The 23774-nt window shown below is 72.0% G+C and carries 1 protein-coding gene (running past one end of the window); it reads right to left on the bottom strand.

Annotation, left to right across the window (positions count from 1 at the left end):
- Nucleotides 1–23730 carry the 5' portion of a hypothetical protein gene (locus AC3A46_RS11985; protein WP_487665386.1) on the bottom strand. The gene continues 3471 nt to the left of window position 1, outside the view, so the window shows 23730 of its 27201 coding nt (coding positions 1–23730); its start codon is at nt 23728–23730; its stop codon lies beyond the left edge, outside the window.
- Nucleotides 23731–23774 lie beyond the last annotated feature (44 nt).

The raw sequence follows: 23774 nt of genomic DNA, 5'->3' as shown, positions 1-23774 counted from the left end.
GGCGTCCTCGGCGGGGGTCGGGTGCAGCGGGTCTACGGCGTTCACGGCCTTCTCGACGAAGAGGAGCACGTCGTCGGGGCCCGAGATGCCGATGTACACGGCGGGGTCGCTGTCGCGCCGGGCCTGGCCGTTCGTGCCGACGCCCTCCGCCGTCACCACGTTCATGTACCGGCCGGCGCGCGCGATGCCGGTCGCGCTGAAGCGCCAGATCTCACCGGGGTCGACGAGCCCGTTGCCGTTCGTGTCGCCGCCGAGGTACACGGGCGCGAAGTCGTCGCTCGGATCGGCGGGCGTGCCGGCGTCGTCGAGGAGCCGGGTCAGGCGGATCGAGATCGTGCCCGCGACGGTGACCTCGTACGTCCAGACCACGGTCGACCCGACGGGGACCGTCGGACCCGACTCGTTCGCATCCTGCCCGTTCACGTACTTCACGACGCGGAGGATCGTCTGCGGGTCGCACGGGCAGTGCAGGTTCTGGCCACCCACATCGTCGCGCCCGGTGCCGCCGATGTTGCCCGGCTGCGGGTCGCGGGGGCCGCCGTGCTGGTCGTTCCACAGCTGGCCGTCGCTCGGCTCGACGAGCGCCTCCTCGTCGAACGGCTCGCCCGGAGGGACGCCCGGACCCTCGTCGGAGCCGCCGGCGACCGACAGGGCGCGGATGAAGTCGCGGATGTGCGGGCTGAAGCCACGGTTGACGGTCGGCGAGCCGAACGGGCTGAACGGCACGAGGTAACTGTTGAACTCGCCGCCCCAGTCGAACATGCGGTCCTGCGCGGTGTTGGCGATGAGCACGTCGCGCCCGGCGCCGCCGAAGGCGAAGTCGCCGTCGCGGAAGCGCGGGTCGTCGTTCTCGGGGTCGGTGTTCGCGCCGCCGGCGGTCTCGAGGTTGTCGTCGAGCTGGAGGAGGTCGTCGCCGAAGCCGCCGAACAGCCAGTCGCAGTTCGTGCCGCCGACGAGCCAGTCGTGCCACAGGTCGCCGTACATGCGGTCGCGGCCGTCGTCGCTCTTGACCTTCATGCCGTCGATGTCGATCGGCAGCCCCGTCGCCTCGTCGAGCACGTACGCGTCGAAGTTCAGGAGGAACCCGGGGATGATCGACCGCGGGTCGTCGGCGTCGTAGTCTGCGAACATCGTCGTGTCGGCGTTGTAGTGCAGCGGGTTGGTGTCGACCGTCGGAAGCTCCGTCGCCAGGCGCGTGAGCGCCCCGATCCGCAGGTCGCGGTTGTAGAACTCCTGCATCGCCTCGGCGCCGGACATGGAGTCGCTGCCTTCGCCGCCGTGCATGAAGTCGTCGCCGAGGCCGCCGTAGAGCACGTCGTGGTTGACCGCACCGTCGACCCAGGTGGCGAAGTCGGCGCGCTTGAGCAGCTCCCCGAGGACGTAGATCTCGGCGCCCGTGAACGGCCCGGGCAGCTCGACGAACTGGGCGGCGTCGGCGGTGTTCAGGTTGTTGAGCGGCTCGGTGAGCCCGTTGCGGCTGGTCTGCAGCTTGCCGTCGTCGCCCATGATGCCGTCGACGCCGGTGCCGCCGTAGATGCGGTCGTTGCCCCAGCCGCCGTAGATGTCGTCATCCTGGCCTTCGCCGAAGAGCACGTCGTCGCCGAGCTGGCCGTGGATCGTGTCGTCGCCGTCCTCGCCGTGCACGACGTCGGCCGCGCCGATGCCTGCGCCCGACCCCTGTGTGTAGTCGAGGAAGGTGTACGCCCGCGGCAGCAGGCGCACGGCCCCGGCGTAGGTGTCGTAGGTGAAGGTGAGGAACGCGGTGCCGGGCGTGTACGGGTCGGCGTCCGCCGCGGTGGCCACCATCCGCACGAGGCGGTGGATGTTGCCGTTGTCGCCCAGGATCACGTCGCTGTCCGCGGCGTGGCCGCCCTCTTCGAGGTCGCCGTAGTTATTGCGGACGAGACGGATGCCGGCACCGCCGAAGATCGTGTCGGCGCCGTCCGGCCGGCGCGCGGCCGTCGTGAGACTGAAGAGCTCGGAGCTGCCGCCGATGAGGTCGTCGCGGCCGAGGCCGCCGAAGAGGACGTCGTTCCCACCGTTGCCCTCGATGTAGTCGTCGCCGTCGCGGCCGGGTCCCGCCCAGTCCTCGGCCGACTGGCGCGTGGTGCGCACATCGACGGTGATCGCGCCGGTGTCGTCGATCGCCGAGCCGTCGCCCTGGATCCAGTCGTCGCCGAGCTGGCCGAAGATGAGGTCGTCCTCGGCGCCGCCGGCGATCACGTCGCCGGCGTACAGCCCGGGCTGTGTCGACGTGTCGTGGTCGAAGAGCACGATGTCGCGCTCCTTGGCGCCGCGCGGGTCGTCGTACGAGTTCGCCGGGTTGGTGCCGCAGGCGCCGCCGGCACCGCTGACGATGTTGGCGCATCCGGTGTCCTGCGCGTAGATACCGCTTCCGGTGAGCACCTGGAAGCGCCGGCTCGAGATGTCGCCGGTGCGCAGCAGGTTCGCGTTGTCGCCGGCGATGGCGTCGTCGCCCTGACCGCCGTCGATCACGTCGCCCCATCCAGCGGGATCAGCACCGTCGCTGCCGCCCGCGACGTTGTGGCCGCCGATGAGGTCGTCGTCGCCGTCGCCGCCGGTGATGCGGTCGGCGCCCTGACCGCCGATGATGACGTCCTCGCCGGCGTTGCCGCGCAGCAGGTCGCCCGCGCCGCCGTGGGCGGCGAGCGTGTCGATCGACGTCCACCGGAACGGGTGTGCCGCGAGCGGCATGTTGAGCGGGAGCAGCTCGAGGAAGATGCCGAGCACGCCGTTGTACGGGACGGTGGACTCGACCTTGCCGTGGTCGCCGAAGATGAGGTCGTTGGCGTCGTCGCCCGCCACGGTGTCGGCGCCCGTGCCGCCGAAGACGATGTCGTTGGCGGTGCCGCCGAAGATGACGTCACCCGCGCCCTGGTTCGGGTCTGTCGTCGTGATGAGGTCCCACGTGCCGTCCGCCGCGGCCGGCGTCGCGCCGTCGCGCACGAGACCGTGGTCGCCGAGCATGATGTCGGCTTCCGCGTCGCCGCGGATCGTGTCTGCGCCGTTGCCGCCCAGGATGACGTCACGATCGTCGCCGCCGGAGATCACGTCGCCACCGGCCGCCACGAGCGGGTCGGTCGTCGTCACCAGGTGGCGCAGGCCGTCGGGCGAGGCGTACTGGATGCGGCCGTGGTCGCCGAAGATCGTGTCGCGTCCGGCGTCGCCGGTGATGGCGTCGGCGCCGTTGCCGCCGGCGATCCGGTCATCGCCCGCGTCACCCGAGATGACGTCGTCGCCGCCCACGGCGGGCTCGGCGGTCGCGATGGCGGTCACGAGGCGCGCCGTCTGGATCCGCACGAACACCGGTCCGCCGAGCAGGTCGGTGCGCTCGAGGGTGACGGCCTGCGTCACGACGCCGTGATCGCCGAAGATGACGTCGTCGTCGTCGCCCGCGGCGCCCGCGGCGCTTCCGGCCCCTTCGCCGTGCAGCTCGTCGTCTCCGGGAACGAGGCCGTCGGCCATGGGATGCGTGCCGGCGTCGGCCGTCGGGACGTCGAGGCGGCGCGTGACGATATCGACGTTCACGCCCGAGTCGCCGTAGATCTGGTCGCTGCCGCGCTGGCCGAGGATGAGGTCGTCGCCCGAACCGCCGGCGAGGTAGTCGTGCGCCTGGCTGCCGATGATCGTGTCGTCGCCCTCGCCGCCGTAGATCACGACGCCGACGGTGGGCAGGGCCCCGGCGGGCACCCCGGTGAACAGCGCGCTCGCGTCGATCACATCGTTGCCGGCGTGCGCGAACGGGTTCGCCAGCGGCAGCCAGAAGCGTTCGTCCTCGTCGGGGATCCCCGGGAAGGAGTCGAACGGCTGTGCGCCGAAGTCTCCCGCGTCCTGGCCGGCCGGGCGGCCCGAGTACCAGACGCTGTCCTGCGACGTGTCGCCGTAGACGACCAGCGGCGAGGCGGGACCGCCGCCGCCGGTGATGATGATCGTGTCGCCGCCGACCACGCCGCCCACGAGCTGGTTGCCGCCGCCGTGCACGACGGTGAGCGATCCGTGCGCGGCGGGCGGGTTCACGATGGTGGCCGGGTCGCCGTCGTCCTCGGGCGCCCGCTGCAGCGTGCCGGTGATCGTCAGGCGGTCGTTGCCCGTGCCGAGCAGCAGGTTCAGCACCTCGATCGTCGAGAGCGAGGCATCCGTCGTGATCCCCGTCACCGTGCCGTCGCCGCCGGTCGCGAACTCGACGCGGCCCCACGAGATGCCGCCGGGCACCACGGCGGGCTCACCGAACGCGGTCGCGCCGTCGACGGTGAACCCGGCGGGCAGTCCCGTTCCGGTGAGGCTGGTGGAGGTCAGCGTGCGGACGTGGTCCTGCACGCTCGAGTCGTCGTAGATGCTCACGATGTCGACGTTCTGCCCCTCGGGAACGGATGCCGCGTTCCCGATGCCGAGCAGGGGCCCGTCGGTCTCGCCCGGCAGCTTGATGCCGCCCCGCAGCGACCGATCGGCGCGAGTCGTGCCGCCCTCGATCTGGACCGGACCCACGAGCTGCGACAGCAGGTGCGGCTGTGCGGCGAACGTCTTGACGCCCTCGCGCACGAGCGGCACGTCGAACAGGGCGTCGGCCCGCAGCGATACCGTGACCGGCGTCGCCCAGTTCGCAGCCGTGAAGGTGATGGATGCTGCCACCCGGCGCAGCGTCATCGTGCCGGCGAACGCGCCCAGCGCGCCTTCGGCGGTCAGCTCGATCACGTTGTCGAACGTCGCGTTCGTGCCGCGGATGACCGCGATCTTGTAGGAGGTCGCGCCGCCGTCGAGCGAGATGCGCATGCCCTCGAGGAAGCCGTCCGCGAGGAAGCTGCCGCCGTCGGTGCGCGTGATGCGGCGCGTTCCCGGGTCGATCGTGACGCCGCCGCTGAACAGGCCCGCGCCCGCGGTGCCGATGGCGCGCATCGTGACGCGGCCGCCGAGGACGACGTCAGTGAGCCCGTCGGTGAGGATCGCGATGTGCACATCGGCGGTCGGCGGCGTGGTGAGGCGGATCGTGTAGTCGTCGCCCGTGCCGACGCGGACGACGGTCGTCGAGCCGCCGCTCTGCGTCACGATGACGCCCGCGGAGTCGTCGTCGCGGACGTCTGCGTAGAGCGTGCGGTCGGCGAACGCGTAGCCGGCCGGCGCCGACACCAGGTGGGCGATGAGGCGCACCCAGGTCGGGTCCTGGCGCGCGGCGTCGTCGATCGCGACGATGCGGATGCGCACCGGCGCGACGTCGCCCGCCGCGAACGTGATCGTGCGGGTCGCGGCGTCGAACCGCGAGTCCGAGCTCTCGAGGCGGATCCGGCCGTCCGGCAGGTCGAGCCGGATGACGACGGTGCCGGCGGCGGGTGCGGCCAGCCCCACGAGGATCTCGTCGGTGATGCCGTTCGCGCCCTCGAGCACCACGGTCGAGCGGTCCTCGTTCGACGTGCCGGGCGTGACCTCGACGATGACGACCCCGGGCACGTCGTTGTCGCGCACGAGCGCCTCGACGTTGCGGACGATCGCACCGTCGAACCCCGCGGCGATGTCGGCGGCGTCCGTCGCGATCGTCGTGTGGCTGATGGCGACCACGCGGTCGCCCTCGCCGCGCAGGTCGTCGACGGCGTAGACGTGGATGGTCTGCGGCACGTTCCAGTCCGAGCCGTCGAAGACGAGGACGACCGCGCGCTGCGCGGGGTCGATGACGCCGCCCATCTCGACGAGGTGCCGGCGGAAGTCGGCGAACGCGTCGTCGCACTGCGCGGCGGTGCCGGCGCAGAGCCACACGGAGTCGCCGGGGGTCACGCCGAGACGCTCGGCGACGCCGGGCGAGGCGGCCGAGACCGTGACGTACACCTTGCCGACCGGCTGACGCGAGAGCTTCACGGTGTACGAGTCGAACGAGCCCACGCCACCGCCCTCGGCGACGGAGGTGCCGCCGCCGGACTCGGTGATGACCACGAGCCCCTCGTTCACGCCCGCGACGTGCAGATCGATGCCCGGCGCGACGATCCCGTCATACCGGATGTCGCCCGACGTGACGAGGTGGTCGACCGATCCGCTCGCCCCCTCGATGTCGCGCACCACGATGTCGGTCGAGATGTCGCCCGCGATGTTGATGCGGTCGCTGCCGAGGCCGCCGATCACGCGGTACGAGACGCCCCCGGCGGTCGACTGCACGAAGAACTCGTCCGCGCCCTCGAGGCCGTCGATCTCGACCGACTCCACGGTCGTGTACCGGACGCTCACGCCCGCGCCGTAGATCGCGGATGCCGTGATCACGATGTCGTCGGGGAACTCGGTGCCGAGGATCACGAGCTTGTCGTAGCCCGCTCCGCCGTCGACCGACACCGGCGCGTTCATCGTGTACTGCACCTCGTCGTCACCCCCGCCGGTGCGGATGTCGAGCGGACGACCCGTCGAGAGCCCGATCGCCGGGACCGCTGTGCCGTTCGCCATCAGGATGTGCCCCGCGGCATCCGTCCGCGCGAGCGCGAAGGCGCGGACCACGAAGAGGTCGTTGCCGACCTCGCCCTCGAGGCGCAGCTCGGCGCGGTTCGCGTGGACCGTGAACCGGTCGTCGCCGGCGCCACCGAGGGCGACGAGCGGCGCGCTCACGCCGGGGCTCAGGTAGCCGCGCGTCGTCGGGATGAGGAGCGGGAAGACATCGGCGGGCGCGAGGCCGGCGGAGGCGTCTCGCGGGGTGCCGTACAGCTGGCCGAGCTGGAACTCGTCGTCGCCGGCGCCCGCGTCGAGGGTGATGGTCGTCGCGGTGTCGTCGACGGCGAAGAAGTCGTCGCCGAGTCCCGACTCGACGCTGAGCCGGCCGTTGAGCGCGGCGTCGTAGGTGATCCGCTCGACGCCGGTGCCGAGAGCGGGCGAGGAGCGCAGGCCCTCGACGGTGCCGTGCACGAGGGCGACGAACGCGGGGCTGTGGGCGTTCTCGCCGGGGATCGAGGTCACCCGGCGCAGGAGGAAGACGTCCGCGCCGTCGGTGCCGACGATCGTCGCGACGTCCGCGCCGTCGTTCGGTGCGCCCGAGTCGAGGAGGTTGACGATGTAGGTGCGCGAGGCATCCGTCGTCGTCTCGACGCGGTAGGAGTCGGTGCCCTGCTGCCCGTCGAGCGTGAGGGTGTGCGCGGCCGGGTCGTCGGGGGTGCGCAGCGCCAGCACGCGGAACGCGTCCTCGCCGTCGCCGCACCCGACCTGGAGCACTGCGGGAGCGCAGATGGTGCGGTCGGTCGCCGACAGGTTCTGGCTGCCGTAGACGTGCACGGCGGTGCCGAGGAGCGTCGACATGAAGTCGAAGTGGTCGGCGTCGATGTGGCCGAAGATCAGCGCCCCGTTCGTGCGGTCGGCTCCGCCGTCGAGGTCGAAGACGCCGCCCAGGCGTCCGGCGAACGTCATCGTCGTGCCGAAGCCGGCAGGTGCCGTGGCCGCGCTCGCGTGCGTGTCGGCGTTCGCGGCGACAGGCGTCCCCAGCGGGTCGGGATCGGCGGCCGTCGGGGTGGCGGGTCCGCGGTCGGCGTCGCCGTGGATGTAGATGGTGCGGCCGGCGACGATGTCGGAGCCCGCGGGGGCGAGCAGGTCGTCGCCCACCCAGAGGGAGATGTCGACCTTGGCCCAGATGCCGCTGCGCGTCGTGGTCGCGGTGTCGGCGGCGCCGGGGGTCGTGCTTCGAGGCTGCGCCTGGCTGACCAGGCTCGTGCCGCTGACGAGGAGGATGAGGTTCTGCGTGCCCGTCGACGGGGGTCCCCTCACGCCGTTCGTGTCGGGGACCGTGACGCGCACGTCGCCGGTCCGCGACGTCGCCGCGAGCAGGCGCAGATCGCCGTCGGTCTCGGTGACGAACACGCTCGCATCGGCGGAGGCGTAGAGGCGCCCGCCCGCACCGGTGATCGACGACGTGTTCACGTCGAGGTCGTCCAGGAGCGCGCCGATGCCGCCACCGGTCGCCCGCAGGTCGATGCGCTCGGCGACCACGTCGGCGGCAGCATCCGTCTGTCCGTCCAGAATCGAGCCGGCGCCCGTGACGAGAGCCACGTCGGTGACCTTGGTCGTGTCGAGCTGGTTCGAGGTGACGAGTCCGACGCGCAGGTCGCCGATGGTCTCGAACAGGTGCACGCCCAGAGCGGCCGTGGCGTTCAGGATGCCGCTCACCGGCGTGCGCGCGAGGCCCACGGTGTCGAGCAGGTTGATCTCGAGGAAGTCGCTCTCGGTGCCGATCGAGCCGGTCCTCGCGGTGAGCGTGATGTTCACGCCCTCGACGTCGCGCGGGTCGGCCGGGTTGGTGGCCGCGTCGCCCGGGTCGCCGTCGAGCATGCTCACCGCGGCGACGAGGGCGACGTCGGACGTGCGCGAGCGGATGAGGCCGATGCGGAAGTCGTCCTGGACCTCCTCGAGCGTGACGGATCCGTCGATGTCGACGTCGACCCAGCCGGAGCCCGTGCCTGCCGCGGACGGCGCCGTGAGATCGATGAAGCCGACGACGTCGATCTGCGGCGCGGTCCCGCCGTCCACGGCGTCGGGTCCGTTCGCGAGCGCCTCGGTGTCGCGGATGCGGAGGTGATCGCCCGCCACCACGCCGGGCGCACCCGCCGGGAGCGGGGCGGCGGCGAAGATCACGAACCAGCCGCCGACGATCTCGGCGAGGAACATGGTGTCACTCGAGCCGCCCACCGTGACCTCGGTGCGCGGGCGCGGAGCGTTGCGCGCGAGCAGGCGGTAGACGCTGTCGATCTCGACGTCGGCGCCTGCGGGGTCGATCGCCGGATCGACGAAGGCGGAGACGCCGGCGCGGGCGGGGTCGTAGGCGCCGTTGACGTCGTTCACCCCGCGGAAGTGGTGGCGGTGCGGGCGCGGCACCGACCAGATCGACTGCTCGCCGGGCACGACCACGTTCACGTCGGCGGTGCGGGCGGAGGCGCCCTGGCGGATGCCGGTGCGCAGCTCGAGGTCGACGTCGCGGCCGGCGCGCACCAGGTCGAGGGTGACCTCGATCACCGTCACCGCGGGCTGACCGGCCGCGGGCACGGTGCGGTCGACGCCCCGCAGGCTCAGGTGCGCGTCGACGCCGGCGACGGCGGCCAGGCGCGGATCGCGCGGGCCCGAGGCGGTGGGGGCGTCGAGCCGCAGGCGGGCGGTGAAGCGCACCAGGTCGACGGCGAGGCGGCGCTCTGCCGACCCGATCGAGCCCTGCGTCGCCTCGATGTCGAGCAGGTTGGTCACGATGATCGTGCTCGGCGACGACGCCAGGATGTCGCCGAACAGGTTCACGATGCGCGTGAGGCCGACCGGGTTGTTGATGCGGCCGTTCAGCAGCACGTCGTCGTCGCCGCGCTTCTCGATGTCGACGACACTCGGGGCGGCCGCGTGGCGCAGGTCGAACTCGAGTGTCACGTGCGAGTCGAGCGGGCCGCCCGACGAGCGCAGCACGACACGGGGCCACGAGCCGAACGTGTTGACGACGTCGATGCCGCTCACGGTGACCCGCTTGCCGGAGCGGTCCACGATCGTCACCGACTCGAGCGTGTCGCGGAACTCGAACGTCGGCCACGGGTCGCTCGCCCGGCCGTCGACGCTCGAGGCGTACCCGTCGCCGTTGTCGATCGCGCACGACACCTGGTCGGTCGGTGTGCACTGCGCCTCGAAGAGCACGTTCGCGTAGCCGTCGTTGCGGATCGGATCGATGACGTAGGCGCCGTCGCCATCGGGGTCGACCTCTTCGCCGATGACGGGGGCGCGCCCGCCGTTGATGGTGATCGCGTTGACCGCGACGACCCTGCCGTCGGCGCCGACGACGAGCAGGGGCGCTCCGTTGAGCCCGCCCAGCACGATGACGTCGGCATCCCAGGAGATGCGGCGCGCCTGCATGAACGGCGAGCCGCCGTCGTCGCGGTAGCGGTCGGAGTCCGTGGGCATGTCGGGGTAGGTCACGCTCGCGTTGGTCGAGAGCACGTACAGCGCGACCTGACCCGGATCGGACGCCGCATCCAGCCCCGACGCCGGGTCGGTGCGGCGGGCTCCCGCGATGACGAGCGCGCCCTTTGCGGTGTCGACGGTGGTGTCGATGCGGCCCTCGCCGTTGTTCTCGGCGCGCTGCGGCGGGATGAGGGCGACGGCGAGCCGCATCGCGTTGCGCTCGATGACGATGTTCGCGGTGTGCGCCTTGAGGTCGACGCCGCGGTCGCCGCGGATGATCGTGCCGCCGCCGGCGATCTCGACCGCGACGGTGAGGAAGACGTCGACCTCCGCGTTGGCGAACGCCGTCGCGACGCCGAGCAGGATCGGGTTGACGCCCAGTGCCTTCGCAGTCGCATTCGCGAGGATGCGCGACACGAACGCGTCGAGGTTCACCGTCTCGCCGGTCAGGCGCACGCCCGTGCCGACGACGACGCGCGAGGTCGAGGCATCCGTTCTCGATCCGATCCTCACCCCCCGGTCGTCGTTGGTGTTGTCGGAATCCGCACCGGCCCCGATCCCCCAGGACTCGGTGTCGGACAGTGTCCGCCCGTTCGTGGCGAGGTCGGTGCGCACGATGACGTGGTGGCCGGCGGCGATCACGGCGTTCGCGCCGATCGTCGCGGTTGTGTCGTTGTCGATGCGGGCGGTCGTCTCGGCGATCTTCGCCGAGATCGCGCCGCCGCCCTTCGACGAGGCGGTGGCAGAGATGCGGTGGTCGGATGCTGCCGACAGGAGCACGTCCGCGCCGGCGGCGATGTCCGAACCCCCGCCGATCGCGACGTCGGTGGTGGCGGTGTCGAACACGGTGTCGGCGTGCGCCTCGCCGACGGCGACCCCGCCGCCGCCCGCACTGTTCGCGTACGCGACCGACCGGGTGCGGCTCGACGCGACGACCTGGACGGACTGCCCCGCGCGCACCGTCACGGTGCCGAGGGCCGCGTTCACCGTGGGGGTTCCATCGACACGCGCGCTCGGCACGTCGATGCCGACGATGATGCCGGCCGATCCGCCGTTCACGGTCGCGCCGGTCGCGCCGTCGCCGGCGGCGGGCGCGAGGTCTGCGAGCACCTCGCCGCCCGGGCCGCCGAGCGTGTGGGTGCCGGCCGGCAGCGACGGGCTCGTGAGCCGCGCGTAGATCACCTGGCTGCCGGAACCGGCCTTCAGGTCGACCTGCACGAGGCCGAACCGGTGGACGCCGGCGGCCGCGTCGCCGAGGGCGATGGCGCTTCCGCCGATCGTGGCGGCCAGCGCCACGCTCGTGCCGTCGGCTGCGCGCCCGACCGTGTAATAGGTGTACCCGTCGCGGAGGCCGGGCAGCGCCCTCTGCAGCGAGGCCGTGACGCTCTCGTCGGAACCGGGCGAGATGGCGAGCGCCTGGGCCGGGTCGTTCGTGCACCCGACGGCGTGGCAGAAGGTGTCGGCGAGCTGGATGAGGCCGTTCGCCTGCACGATGACGTAATACGTGCGTCCGTTCACCAGGCCCGCGATGCCGGTGCCGTAGTAGACGAGCGCGTCGCCGGAGTGCAGGGTGCCGGTCAGCTCGGTGCCCAGGAAGATGTTGTTCGCGCCGTTGCTGTGCGCCACGACGGTCTTGCCGTTCACCGTCGTGGTCTCGGGCACCCAGACCTGGCCGCCGCCCTCGGGCTTGTCGACGAGGTGCAGCGTGACATCGACCGCCCCGGCGATGAAGTCGGCGACGTACGGCGCCCGGTACTCGACCGCGGTTCCGTTGGGCAGGGCGCTCAGCGTGCCGTCCTGCAGACGCCCGTCCGTGACGGCGGGGGCGAGCGGCGTCTCGGTCGAGGCCGTCGCCGCCGCGGAGGTCGTCATGAGCTTGATGCGGTAATCGTCGATCCTGCGCACGTAGAACGTGGTGCTTCCCGGCTGTGCGCACGTGCCGGTGGCGGCGCCCGCGCTCGCGATGATCGACGCGCCGCCGCGCGCGTCGTAGACGACGCAGTCGCCGCTCACGAACCCGTGGGCCGATCCGAACGTGATGATCTCGGTGGCGGGATCGACGGTCGATGCGTTGAAGATGGCGCCGAGGCGGATCTGCCCGGCCACGCCCGTGTCGATGACTGTGTAGCGCGCGCCCTTGTGGAGGCCGAGGATGCCGCCCCCGGTCGCCTGATAGGTGACGACGGTGCCCTCGCCGATGCCCGGGTAGGTGAAGGTCACCGTGTCGCTCGACGCGCTGACCGCTGCGATCTGGTCGGACACCGGCTGCGCCGAACCGCCGTCGTCCTTGAGCACCGCCTCCACGCGCACCGTGCCGCCGGCGTGGATCACCGTGCGCGCGGTGGCCCCCGCGGTGCCGATGTACGCGTCGAGATCCGGACCGATCGCCGCGTGAGCGTACGGGACGCCGACATCGACCCCGCCGCCGCCGTAGGCGTTGCCGGTCGCGTCGGCCTCGGCGCGCGCGCGGGCGGTGACGGTGACGCCGCCGGTGATCGGCACCGGCGCCGACGGGACGCTGACGTCGCCGATCACGACGCCGTCGCCGATCCACGCCTTCACGACCGGCTTGGTGGTGGCGGCGGCCTCGGTGCCGCGCACTCCGATGAGACCGCCCGAGCCGACGACGACGGTCGCGGTGCTCGTCGCCGAGAGCAGGTCGGCCGTGACGGACACCCCGAGAGCGCGCAGGATGGCGGTGTTGCCCAGGATCCCGGCTTCGGTCGATCCCGTCTGGTTCGCACTCGCGATCAGGAAGCTGACCGCTGCCGCGCCGCCGGCACCGCCGTGCGAGTAGGCCGAGAGCGTGCGGGAGGAGGTGGCCAGGAGTGAGATCGAGCCGCCCGTCGCGAGGGTCGTGGTGACGCCGGCGGTCGATCCGACGAAGGCACGCGTGTGGACGTCGACGTCGACGTCGATGCGGGCGCCGGATCCGCCGAAGAGGCCGATCGCGACGGCGACGAGCTCTGCGGTCGCATCGACGGTGTCGGATGCTGCGATCTCGAGCGAACCCGCCTCGATCCGCACCGCGTCGCGGACGGCCGCGAGCACGAGCCCCGCGATCGCGATGTGCACGACGACCGCGCCGACGGCGATCACCAGGCCACCGGCGCCGCCCGCGGCGTGCGCGACGACCGTCGGGGTGAACGTCGAAGCGACCCGCACCGTGCCGGTCGCATAGATCAGCGTGCCGCGACGCACCTCCGCCGACGCGACCGAGGCGGCAGATGCACCGATCGTGATGACGAGCACGCCGGCGGCGATGCCCACGCCGGCGCCGCCGTTTCCGAGCGCGAGCACGTTGACCGAGGCGTTCGCGAACTCGTGGACGCTCGCCGTGTGGGTCGCCGAGAGCGACACCGATCCGACGGGGCTGCCGGGCTGGCCCACGCGCGAGTTCGTTCCGAGGGCGGCGGTGGCGCCGCCGCCGTCGGTGACGACGACGATGCCCGCACCCGCGCCGACGCCGACGATGAAGGAGCTGCCGATCGCATAGGCCGAGATCGTGAGCAGGAACTGCTTGACCGCGGTGAGGGTCACGGCCCCGCCGGCGAGGATCGTCGCGCCGGTGACGGCCCCGTCTTCGAGGTACGCGGCCGCGGTGCCGCCGTCGTAGACGACCGCGACGGTCACGCCGATCCCGACGAGGAGAGAGAGGCCCGTCGTGATCGCGAGCACGTCCAGCTCGTCGCGCAGATTCGCGGCGATCGCGACGTCGTGGCCGGCGGTGAGGGTCGCCCCCGAGCCGACGAAGGCCGAGACGTTCTCGTTCACCGTCGCCACCGACACCGAGACGCCCCCGCCGAAGGCGCCGAACCCGAAGCCGCCGGTCACCTGCGTGAAGTCGAGGCGGCTGCGGGCGTCGATGCGGATGTCGTGGCCGGCGCTGAGCGTGGCGCCCCGACCGACGAACGCCGCCGTCCCGGCCGGGATGCCGGCCTCCTGGGGAGGTGCCGTGCGCGACCCGGCGATCACGCCCGCGGGGGATGCAGCGCCGAGCGAGCCGTTGGCCGAGGTCGCGGCATCCTGCAGCACTCCCGCGTTCGCGCGGCCGTGACCGGCGCCGCCGACCTTGCCGATCTCGGTCGAGGCGGAGCCGCCGCCGATGAGCGTGTCGGCGTTCGTCAGCGTCTTGCCCGCGCCCTGGGCGCCCAGTGCGTCGTAGGTCGGGTTGGTCGCGTTGCCGTTCTCGTCCTGGTCGGCGTAGCTGTACGTGCCCACGAGGTCGCCGGCGATGACCCACACCGAGATCGCCGCACCGAGCGCGGCCGCACCGCCTGCGGCGCTCAGCGCGAAGGTGCGGATGTAGCGGTCGGCGAGGGCGGCCACGGCGATGTCGCGCCGGGCCCGCACGTCGCTGCCGGCGATCCACGCGGTGGTGTCGCTGTTCACGACGCCGACGTCGACGCCGCCTGCGAGCCCGATCATGCCGATCGCGAGTCCGCCGGCGATGACGAGCACCGTGAGGTCGTCGACGGCGACGACGCGCACGTCCTGCGTGGCGGAGGCGTTCGGGGTGGCGGTGTTGATGCGCGCGCCGCCGGCGATGTACGCCCGCGTGTCGGCGTTGATCACCTCGACGGTCACCGCTCCGGCGATGCCGGCGGAGAAGCCGGCGCCGGCGGCGACCGCGACCGACACGACATCCTCGCGGCTGACGGCGGTGACGATCACGCCGGTCGCGGTGGTGTGGCCGAAGGCCCCGTCGCCGGCGAGCGTGCCGTCGTGGACGTCGACGGCCGCGCCGTTGCCGGAGGCGTCGACGGTGGCGGCGCCGATCCAGGCCCGCGTCGACTTGGTGAGCACCGTCACACCGACGCCCGCTCCGGCGCCGGCTCCGCCCGCGCCGATGCCGGCGCCGATCGTGATGAGGTCGATGTCGGTGGCGTCGAACGCGGCGACCAGCACGCTGCCGCCCGCCGTGACGGCGGCCCCGTCGTCGATCGAAGCCCACGTCGTGGAGTCGATGACGAGCACGCCCACCGCGCCGCCGAAGCCGACCGCGCCGACCCCCATGGCCACGACGATGACGAGCGTCTCCTCGTTCGCGTCGGCGCGCACGATCACGTCGCCTGCCGCGGTCACCACCGCGTTCTTGCCGATGCGTGCGGTGGTCTGGGCGGTGACGACGGCCACCTGGATGCCGGGGGTCGCAGCGACCCCGCCGCCCGACGCTCCGCCGGCGATGCCGAGCAGCTGGTAGTCGTCGGCGGCGATGATGAGCACGTCGTCACCGGACGAGAGCTGCGCGAGGTCGTCGACCTCGGCGTTCGTCGTGGCGTTCAGGACGTGCACGAGGGCGGAGATCTGGACGCCGAAGAAGAGGCCGCCCGACGCCCCGATGCCGTACATGCCGATGTCGTCGCGGCTCAGCGCGGTGACGGCGACGCCGGTGAAGCCGGTGCGCGCGTTCTCCGTGACGGTGCGGTCCTGGGTGAGCTGCGGCGAGGTGAGCGGGTTCTGCGAGGTGTCGCCGCCGTGCTGGGATTGGTCGTACCCGACGTCCTGGTCGGTGAGGCACGGCGCCGTCACCTGGTGCGGGTCGCGCGTGCCCCCGTTGCAGGCGTTCGCCGCGAGCAGCTCCGACAGTCCGTCCTCGACCGTGATGCCGGGGCGGAGAGCCCGGCCGACGACCACCGCGCGCGCACCGATCACGGCCTCCGTCGTCTTCGTCACGACCGGCACGACCAGCGCGCCCCCGACTCCGCCGATCTCGATGCCGATCGCGAGGTTGCCCGACACCACCTCGACCCGCAGGGCGGAGGATGCGGCGACCTGCACGCTCCCGTCGGCCCGCACCGTCGTCGGGGTCACCGCTGCCGGGGTCCCGGCGATCGTGGCCTTCGTGGTGACGTCGATGACGTACACCCCGACCGTTCCCGCGACCGCGACGTCGCCGCTCACGGCCCCCGCGATCGCGACTCCCACGACGAGCTCGGTCGAGACGGCGATCACCCGCACATCGCCCTGCGCCTGCACCTCGGCGCCCGCGCCGATCCACGCCTGTGTGTCTTTGGCGAGCACGCCGACGGTGAGACCCGCGCCGATGCCGACGCTGCCGGACCCCGCCGCCGCGCCGGCCGCCGTGACGTGCACGGTGCGGTCGGAGGCGAGGACGAAGACGTCCTGCGCGTTGTTCTCGGCGCCGGCCGTCGTGTTGATGCGGGCGCGCGCGCCGATCCACGCGTGGGTCTCGCGGTCGATCACGGTGACCGCTCCGCCGCCGGCACCGGCGACCTCGCCGGCGCCCGCGAGCCCGATGCCCACGGTGACGACATCCTCGGTCGCCGTGGCGACCACCGCGACACCGCGCCGGAGCACCGTCTGGCCCCGGCCGTCCGGCACCGTGAGGGCCGCGTTGCCGCGGGCGTCCACGACCGCGCCGTCGCCGATGTAGGCGTGCACGGTGCTCACGTCGATCTGCAGCGGCACCGCCACCCCGGCGGCGTTGTCGCCGACAGCGATGCCGCCCGCGACGGCCACGGCGGTGAGGTCGTCCGCTGCGGCGACCAGGATGCTGCCGCCCGCGCTGACGGGGCGGCTGCCGGTGATGCGCGCCACGATGTCGTGCATGATCACGTTGATCGAGATCGAGCCGCCGACAGCGAGGTCGTTGCCTCCCGCGGCGCCCACCGTGACGCTGACGATGGTGGCGGTGAACGCCGGGCTGCCCTCGGTGCTGGGGTCGCCCGGGATGCCGATGACGAGCGCGCTGCCCGTGCCGGTGTCGAGGGACACCGCGCCGGGCACCCCGGTGTTCGCCGGCAGGTAGCCCGCCGTCACGACGATGTTGCGGCCGGCCGAGACCTGCGCGTCGTCGATCGCAGCGATGATCTGGTCGAGCTCGCCGTCGACGGTGGCGGTGTCGCTGTTGGTGTGGTCGGGGTTGGCCGGGTCGAAGCTGCCGCCGATGAAGTTGTACGCGAACGATGCGCCGACCGCGACGCCGCCGAACGCGATGCCGACGCCGCCGGCGACGACGACGAGGGTCACCGACTCGGCGGCCGTGACGAGCACGTCGCGCCCGGCCTGCACCGCGGGGCTGTGCGCGACGACCGCGGTGAGGGTGTTGGCGATCGAGTTGACGGTGACGGACCCGCCGATCGCGAACCCGTTGTCACCGGCGAGCGCGCCACCCACCGCGATCGCGACGAGCGTGGCCGTCGAGCGCGCGGCGACCGTGATGTCGGATGCCGCACCCCGCGCGAACACCGACACCCCGTCGATGCGGGCCGAGATCACGTTCGAGATGAGGTTGTAGCTGATGGCGGCGCCGACGGCGGGGCCGCTGGTGGCCAGAGCGACGCCGCCCGACAGCGACGCGATCACCGAGGCATCGGTCGCGGTCACCGACACCGGGCCCTGAGCGTCGATGACCGAGGCGCCGATCGGCGACGACGACACGGTGTCGACGATCTCGGCGATGATCCGGTTGTCGATGATGTTGATGAGGAGCGAGCCCGACGCGGCGATGCTGTTGCCGGTGGACGCCGAGGCGGTGACGCCGACCGCGACACCGCCGATCTCGGCCTTCGAGGTCGACTCGACCGTGACCTTGCCGTCCGTGGTGAGGTCGACGTCGTCGAGTCGCGCTTCGACGTCTCCCTGGATCTCGTTGTACCCGACGGCGGCGCCGATCGCGCTGCCTGTCGTGACCGCGATCGCGCCGCCCAGGGCGACGATGCCGGAGTCGTCGGTGGCAGCGACCGTGACGTCGAGCGTGTTCGTGGAACTCGTCGCTCGGAGGATCGTGCTGCGGGTGATCTCGGCGATCGTGCGGTAGACGAGGAGGTTGACCGCGAAGTGGAAGGCGCCCCCGATGTGCGCCTGGGCGTCGGCGGCGAGGCCGACCCCGGCGCCGATCGCGTAGATGCGCTGACCGGTGTCGTCGTTGAGGCTCTTCGCCGTGACCGACAGCACCTTGCCGCCGATCGTGAGCGTCGAGCCCGAGATGCGCGCGCTCGAGATGAGGGGTCGCGCCTCGGTGCCGAGCAGGTTGAGCGCGATGCCCAGGCCGATGCCCACCGCGCCGCCGAACCCGATGCCGCCGCCGACGGCGACGATGCGCGTGCCGTCGCGACCGGCCACCACCACGTCGGATGCGATGACCCCGCGCACGTTCTGCACGACAGCCTCGGTGGTGCCGTAGACGGTGTTGAACGAGAACGAGCCTGCGACCGAGACCGACTGGGTGCCGGCCGCGGCGGCCATGCCGGCCGAGACGCTGATCAGGTCACCGGTGCGGGCTGCCTGCACGACGAGCGATCCGTCGGTCGTGGTGAGGTCGGTGGCGACGATGAAGGCCCGGGTCGTCGCATCGATGAGGTTCACGCTGAGCGCGCCGGCGAGCGCCGCGGCATTCGTCTTCGCGCCCGCCACGAGCGCGGCGCCTCCGGTGATCGCCCGCTGCCAGAAGTCGTCGAGCGCGGTGACGGTGATGCTTCCCGCGGTGAGATGGCCCGCGTCGGCGATCGACGCCTGCGTGGTGTCGACCACGACGTTCACCGCGATCGCCGCAGCGACGGCGGCCTGCGACTGCGTCGCCGGCTGGGCGCTGCCGCCGAGGAGCTGCAGCGCCTTGGGCGATGCGCCCGCGGGCGGCGTGGGCTGTGGCGCCGCGGGTCCGGAGAAGGCACCCGCCACCGTGAAGGCCCACAGGTCGCCGTCGAGCTTCGCCAGCACGTCGACGACGCCGGTCACCGTGATGTTCGCGTTCGGCCGGGCCGTCGCGGTGCTGGTGGCCGAGGCATCCGGATTCCCGATCACGGCCTTGGTCGTGCGGTGCAGGTCGTTGATCGCCAGGGAGAACCCGACACCGAGCCCGGTGCCGAATGCGACGGCGCCGACCCACGTGACCTGGGTCATCAGGTCACCCGCGTACAGGCGCACGTCGCGACCCGTCACGATGGCGTTCGCACCGAGCTGCACCAGCGTGTCGCTGCGCTGGCCGATGTAGGCGACCGAGCCCGAGATCGTGAACGCGCCCCCGTTGCTGCCGGACTGCACGAGGTCGATGTGGAACAGCGCCTCTTCGGCCTTCATGTTGAAGCCGCCGTCGGTGCCGCTGAAGATGCGGGCGCCGTCCTGCACGATCGCGTGGGTGGTGTTGTCCTGCACGAAGATGAGGAACGCGCCTCCCGCGCCGCCCTTCTCGCCGCCCCCGCTCACGGACGGCGTCTCGAGCCGTTCCTTGATCTTCACGTCGGCGGTGTCGAGATCGAGGTCGGGAAGCGAGAAGTTGCCGGTCATCGACAGCAGCTGCTGGTAGTTCGTCGCCTCGACCGACACCGTCTGCTCGCCGGTGTTGTTGATGTGCGTCGCGTTGATCGCCTCGGGGTCGGCGGCGTCGGTCGAGCGCCACTTCTCGTCCTGGTTGATCCAGGCGCCGCCCTGCACGGTCGCCGTCGAGATGTTGGTGAGCACCAGCACAGCGAGCGAGCCGGCGAGCGCGATCTTGTCGGCGGTCGCGGTGGACGTCGTCCACGCGTTGAACATGCCCTGGAGGCCGAGGGTGGTGTTGAGGTACTTGAGCACCGCGTCGGGACCCTCGCTGCGCAGGCGGTCGATGAACTCGCTCCACGACAGCGGGATGTACTCGTCGAACCGCACCAGGAACGGGTAGCTCACGTCGGAGATCACGCGCGTGGCGCGCAGCCCGTCGACCTTCGCCCCCGTCTTCACGGTGGCGATCGCCGTGTTGTCGAAGTTTCCGACCGACACCGCGACGCTGATGGCCGTGTCGGCGCTCGAGCCGGCCAGGCCGCCGGCCGCGTCCGTCTGAGGCTCGATGCTGCTGTTGGCGCTGATCGTGTAGCCCTGCGCGATCGTGGCCTTGATCTCGAGGTCTTCGCCCGACTTCACGACGGCGGTGGACCCGATCGTCGTCTCGACGTGGTGGTCTGCGTCGATGACGGCCAGCGCCCCGGCGACAGCCAGTGGCGGCGGAGACCCCAGCCCGGCAGCGGGGGCGTGCGCCCCGAACGCGAACGCCGCGGCATCGAACAGCTGGTTGACGGCGTTGCCCGCGAAGGACTCTTTGAGCCGGGCCCACCACGTCACCGGGTGGCCGGCGTCGGCGAGGCCGGCGGCAGCGCTCGAGGAGTCCTTCGCCTCGAGCTTGGCGAGGATGCCGACGCCCGTCGCGAACCCGGTGTCGAGCACGTGCTTGGCGGCGAAGTGGTAGCCGCCCGCCTGCGCCGGGCCGATGTCGATGAGCACGCCGGCGCGGGCTTCGTTCTCGGTCTCGGCGAGCCCGATCACCTGCGCGTCGGTGAAGCGCGTGTTGCCCTGCAGGTTGGTCTGGTTGGTGCTCGCGACGACGTAGTAGGTGGCGCCGTCGACGAGGCCGTCGATCTTCGCGTCGCCCTTCTGGTGGTACACCACCGCCTGGCCGAGCTCGAACGTGTTGAACACACCGCCGGTCCAGTGCAGCGTCACCGTGTTGGCCGCGGCGTCGACGTCGGCCGCGCTGAAGTCGCGCGTGTTGTTCGTCGTCGCGGGGAACCCGGCCTGTGTGAGGTCCACGGTGAACTGCTGCAGGCACACGAGGTAAGCCAGGTACGCGGCGTGGTCGTCGCCGGCGGCGCTGCAGGTCGCGGCGCGCACCGCGGCCTGCTCCGACGAGGCCAGCGCGATGAATTCCGATTCGTTGAGGTCGAGGGTGGTCGGGTCGTCGGCCATCCACACGACGAAGTACGTGCGTCCCCCGACGAGCCCGCCGATGTTGCTGCCGCGGCGCGGACTGTAGGTGACGGTGTCCTCGGTGACGAGGCCGTGCATGCCGACGTGGATGCGGTCGTACGCGTAGTCGACGTAGCCGACGTCCGTGATGTTCGCGACGAGGGGGTCGATCTCGATCTTCACGGTCGAGCACCCGGTGAGCGTTCCGGTGAGGTCTTCGCACGGGGTCATGTGCGCGATCACCGTGCCGTTCACGACCGTCGTGACATCCGCCTTCGACAGCTCGATGCTGAAGGCGAGCCCGGCCGACCCGTCGGCGTACATGCCCGATTCGGCCTCGGCCTCGGACTCGACCGTGCCGCCGGCGACGAGGTTGGCCGTCTTCCCTGCCTCGATGACGGCGCCCGCGGCGACGTCGATGTGCGCGTTCGCCACCGCGTTGCTCACTGCGACGGCGATGGCCACCTGCGTGCCGCCCGGGTTCGCGAGACTCTTGATCTCACGTTCGGTCGAGGCACTGATCGAGGCGCCGGCGTTGGCGGTGGCGGTGATGACGATCGCGGCGGTGCTCGTGATGAGCGCGTCCTTCTTGATGATCACCGTGGCGGTCGCCGTGGCCTGCACGAAGCCGGCGCTCACGAGGCTGCCGCGTGCGGTGCCGTTCGCGACGGCCGCCGCCGTGGCGTACATGCCGACGGTGTCGTCGCCGATGAGCTGGGCGCCGACGCCGATCGTGATCGTGGCGGTGGACTTCTTGAGGAGCAGCTTGACCGGGAGGGCGATGATGCTGCCGAGGAGGCCTGTGAGCGGGTCGAGCACGTAGCTGCCGACCTCGCGCGCGACGCCGAGATACTCGGCGAGGCTGCGGTCCTCGGCCTGCGCGATGAAGAAGATGCCCGTCGCGTGGATGGTCGCGCCGTCGCCGACGGTGATCGACACGTTCCGGTCGGTCGCGAAGACGGGTGAGAGATTCTCGGCGAACGCGCTGCCGATCTGCCGGGCGCGGAAGGTGACCCAGCCGGCCCCGGTGTCGATCGCGACGTTCGCGTTCACCGTGATGTGCGCGGCGTAGATCTCCATCACGCCGTCGTTGGTCCAGACGTCCCCCGTGAAGGTGACGCTGTCGGCCTCGGGGTCGTCGACGAAGATCGGCATGTCGTCGCTGAGCCGGCGGTTGCCGTAGACGATGAACGTGGCTTCGCTCACCCAGCCGGCCGCGAGGCCGGTGACGACGATGGTGTCGGCGCCGTCGAGGCCCTCGACCACGAGCGACGTGCTCGGCACCGCGAACTCGATCACGGTGGTCACGACCTGGGTGATCGGGTCGTACCAGCCGTGCGAGCCGTAGTCGACGCGCATCCGGTTCGGATCGGTGGGGTGAGCCGAGATGGTGATGGTGTCGTTCGACGCGGTGCCGGTGATGCGCACCGTGTCGCCGCCGACGGTGAGGAAGGGGGTCTGCTGGTCGAGGCCGGTGTAGGCGATCACCCGGCCGTAGAGCGACGCGGTTCCCGCAGCATCCGTTCCGCTGATGTTGTAGAGCGCGCCGCTGATGCTGCCGCACAGGACGACGCAGGAGATGACGAGGATGTCGGTGCCGCCGCTGCCGCCGGCCACCGATCCGATGGAGCCGGTGCCGACGACGTCGAACACGTCGGCGTTGTTCGCGGTGCCCACGAGGTTCTCGATGGACGAGAAGGCGATACCGGCGACCGTGCCGGAGTTCGCGCCGTCGATCGTCCAGCGCACGCTCGCGTCGGGAGGACCGCGGATCGAGTCGGAGCTGCTCGCGGAACCCACCAGCCTGTCGATGCCCGAGAAGGTGCCGAAGCCGACGACCACGTTGACGGGCGGGACGTACGACAGCGTCACGTCGATGCCTCCGGCGAACGGCGACGCGGCACTGGCCGCGATGACCTGCACGCTCACGGTGCGCGACTCGCCCGGCAGGCCCGGCGCCGAGATCCCGAGCAGCCGGAACAGGATCCAGGCCGACGGGTCGTCCGCACTCGAGATCAGCAGCTGGCCGCCGCTCTGCGAGGTGTCGATGCGATCGATGGATGCCGCGACCGACGCCCCCGCCGCGTCCGTGGTGCTGATGACGACCTGGGTCGCCTGGTTCTGATCCGGGGTGTTGAGCCGCACCGTCCCGGCCGCGGGTGCGCCCGCGGTGGCGGCGGAGAACGCGGTCGCGATGTCGACCGCGCCGCCGGCGAGGATGACGACGATCTGGCCGCCGCGCGCCGAGAAGTCGAGCACGTCGACGGGCGCCGCCGCAGCGTCCGCGACCGCACCGCCTTCGACGCCGCCCGAGAGCGCGCCGCCCGCCAAGACCTTGAAGGTGTCGTCGGCGTTGCCGCCTACGAGGGTGCCGATACCGGTGAACGACGTCGTGCCGAGGGTTCCGGCATCCGCTCCCGAGACGGTCCAGGTGTTCGCGGCGTCGGGGCCGACGAGCGTGTTCGCGCCGCCGCCGCCCGCGATCGAGCCGATCGACCCGGTGCTGCGCATCGCGAACGCGTCGGCACCCGAGCCGCCGACCACGGTGTCGATGCCGCTGAACGAGATGTCACCCGTGAATCCGGTGCCCGGCCCGTCGATGACCCACTGCGTGTCGGCGGCGCCGCCCGCGAGGCTGTCGGTGCCGGCGCCCTGCAGGCGCTCCACGCCGGTGAAGGCGACCGAGGCGGCACCGGCCGAGAGCACGCCGGCTCCGGGGCCGGTGAGGGTCCACTGCACACTGCCCACGGGACCGGTGACGGTGTCGCTTCCCGCGCCACCGTCGAACGTGATCCCGATGCCGGCGAGCGCCGCCAGCGCCGCCGCGGAGAACACGACGGTGTCGTCGCCGCCCGAGCCGACGATCGCGAGGGCGCTGATCGTGTCGAGGGCGCGCCGCTCCGCGCCGATCACGAGGTCCGTGCCGTCGACCGTGACGGTGACAGCGCCCGCGATCGAGATCGACCACGGGGTGGCGGCGGCCAGCGCGGTGACGGTGAGGGATGCCTCGGGCGCGGCCGGCTGCGCCGCTGCCGGATCCTCGGCCGCCACGTCGGCGGTCGCAGGGTCTTCGACCGCGGGGGGCGCGACGGACTCGGTGGCCGGGTCGGTGGTCGAGGCGGAGTCGGGGGCTGCCGGTGCCGGGTCCACGACGGGCGCCGGTTCCGCGGCCGGCGCTTCCGCCGGAGCTGGGG

The sequence above is a fragment of the Microbacterium sp. Soil_C_42 genome, from assembly GCF_057656735.1.
This window is presented reverse-complemented; position numbering and strand designations above follow the sequence as displayed.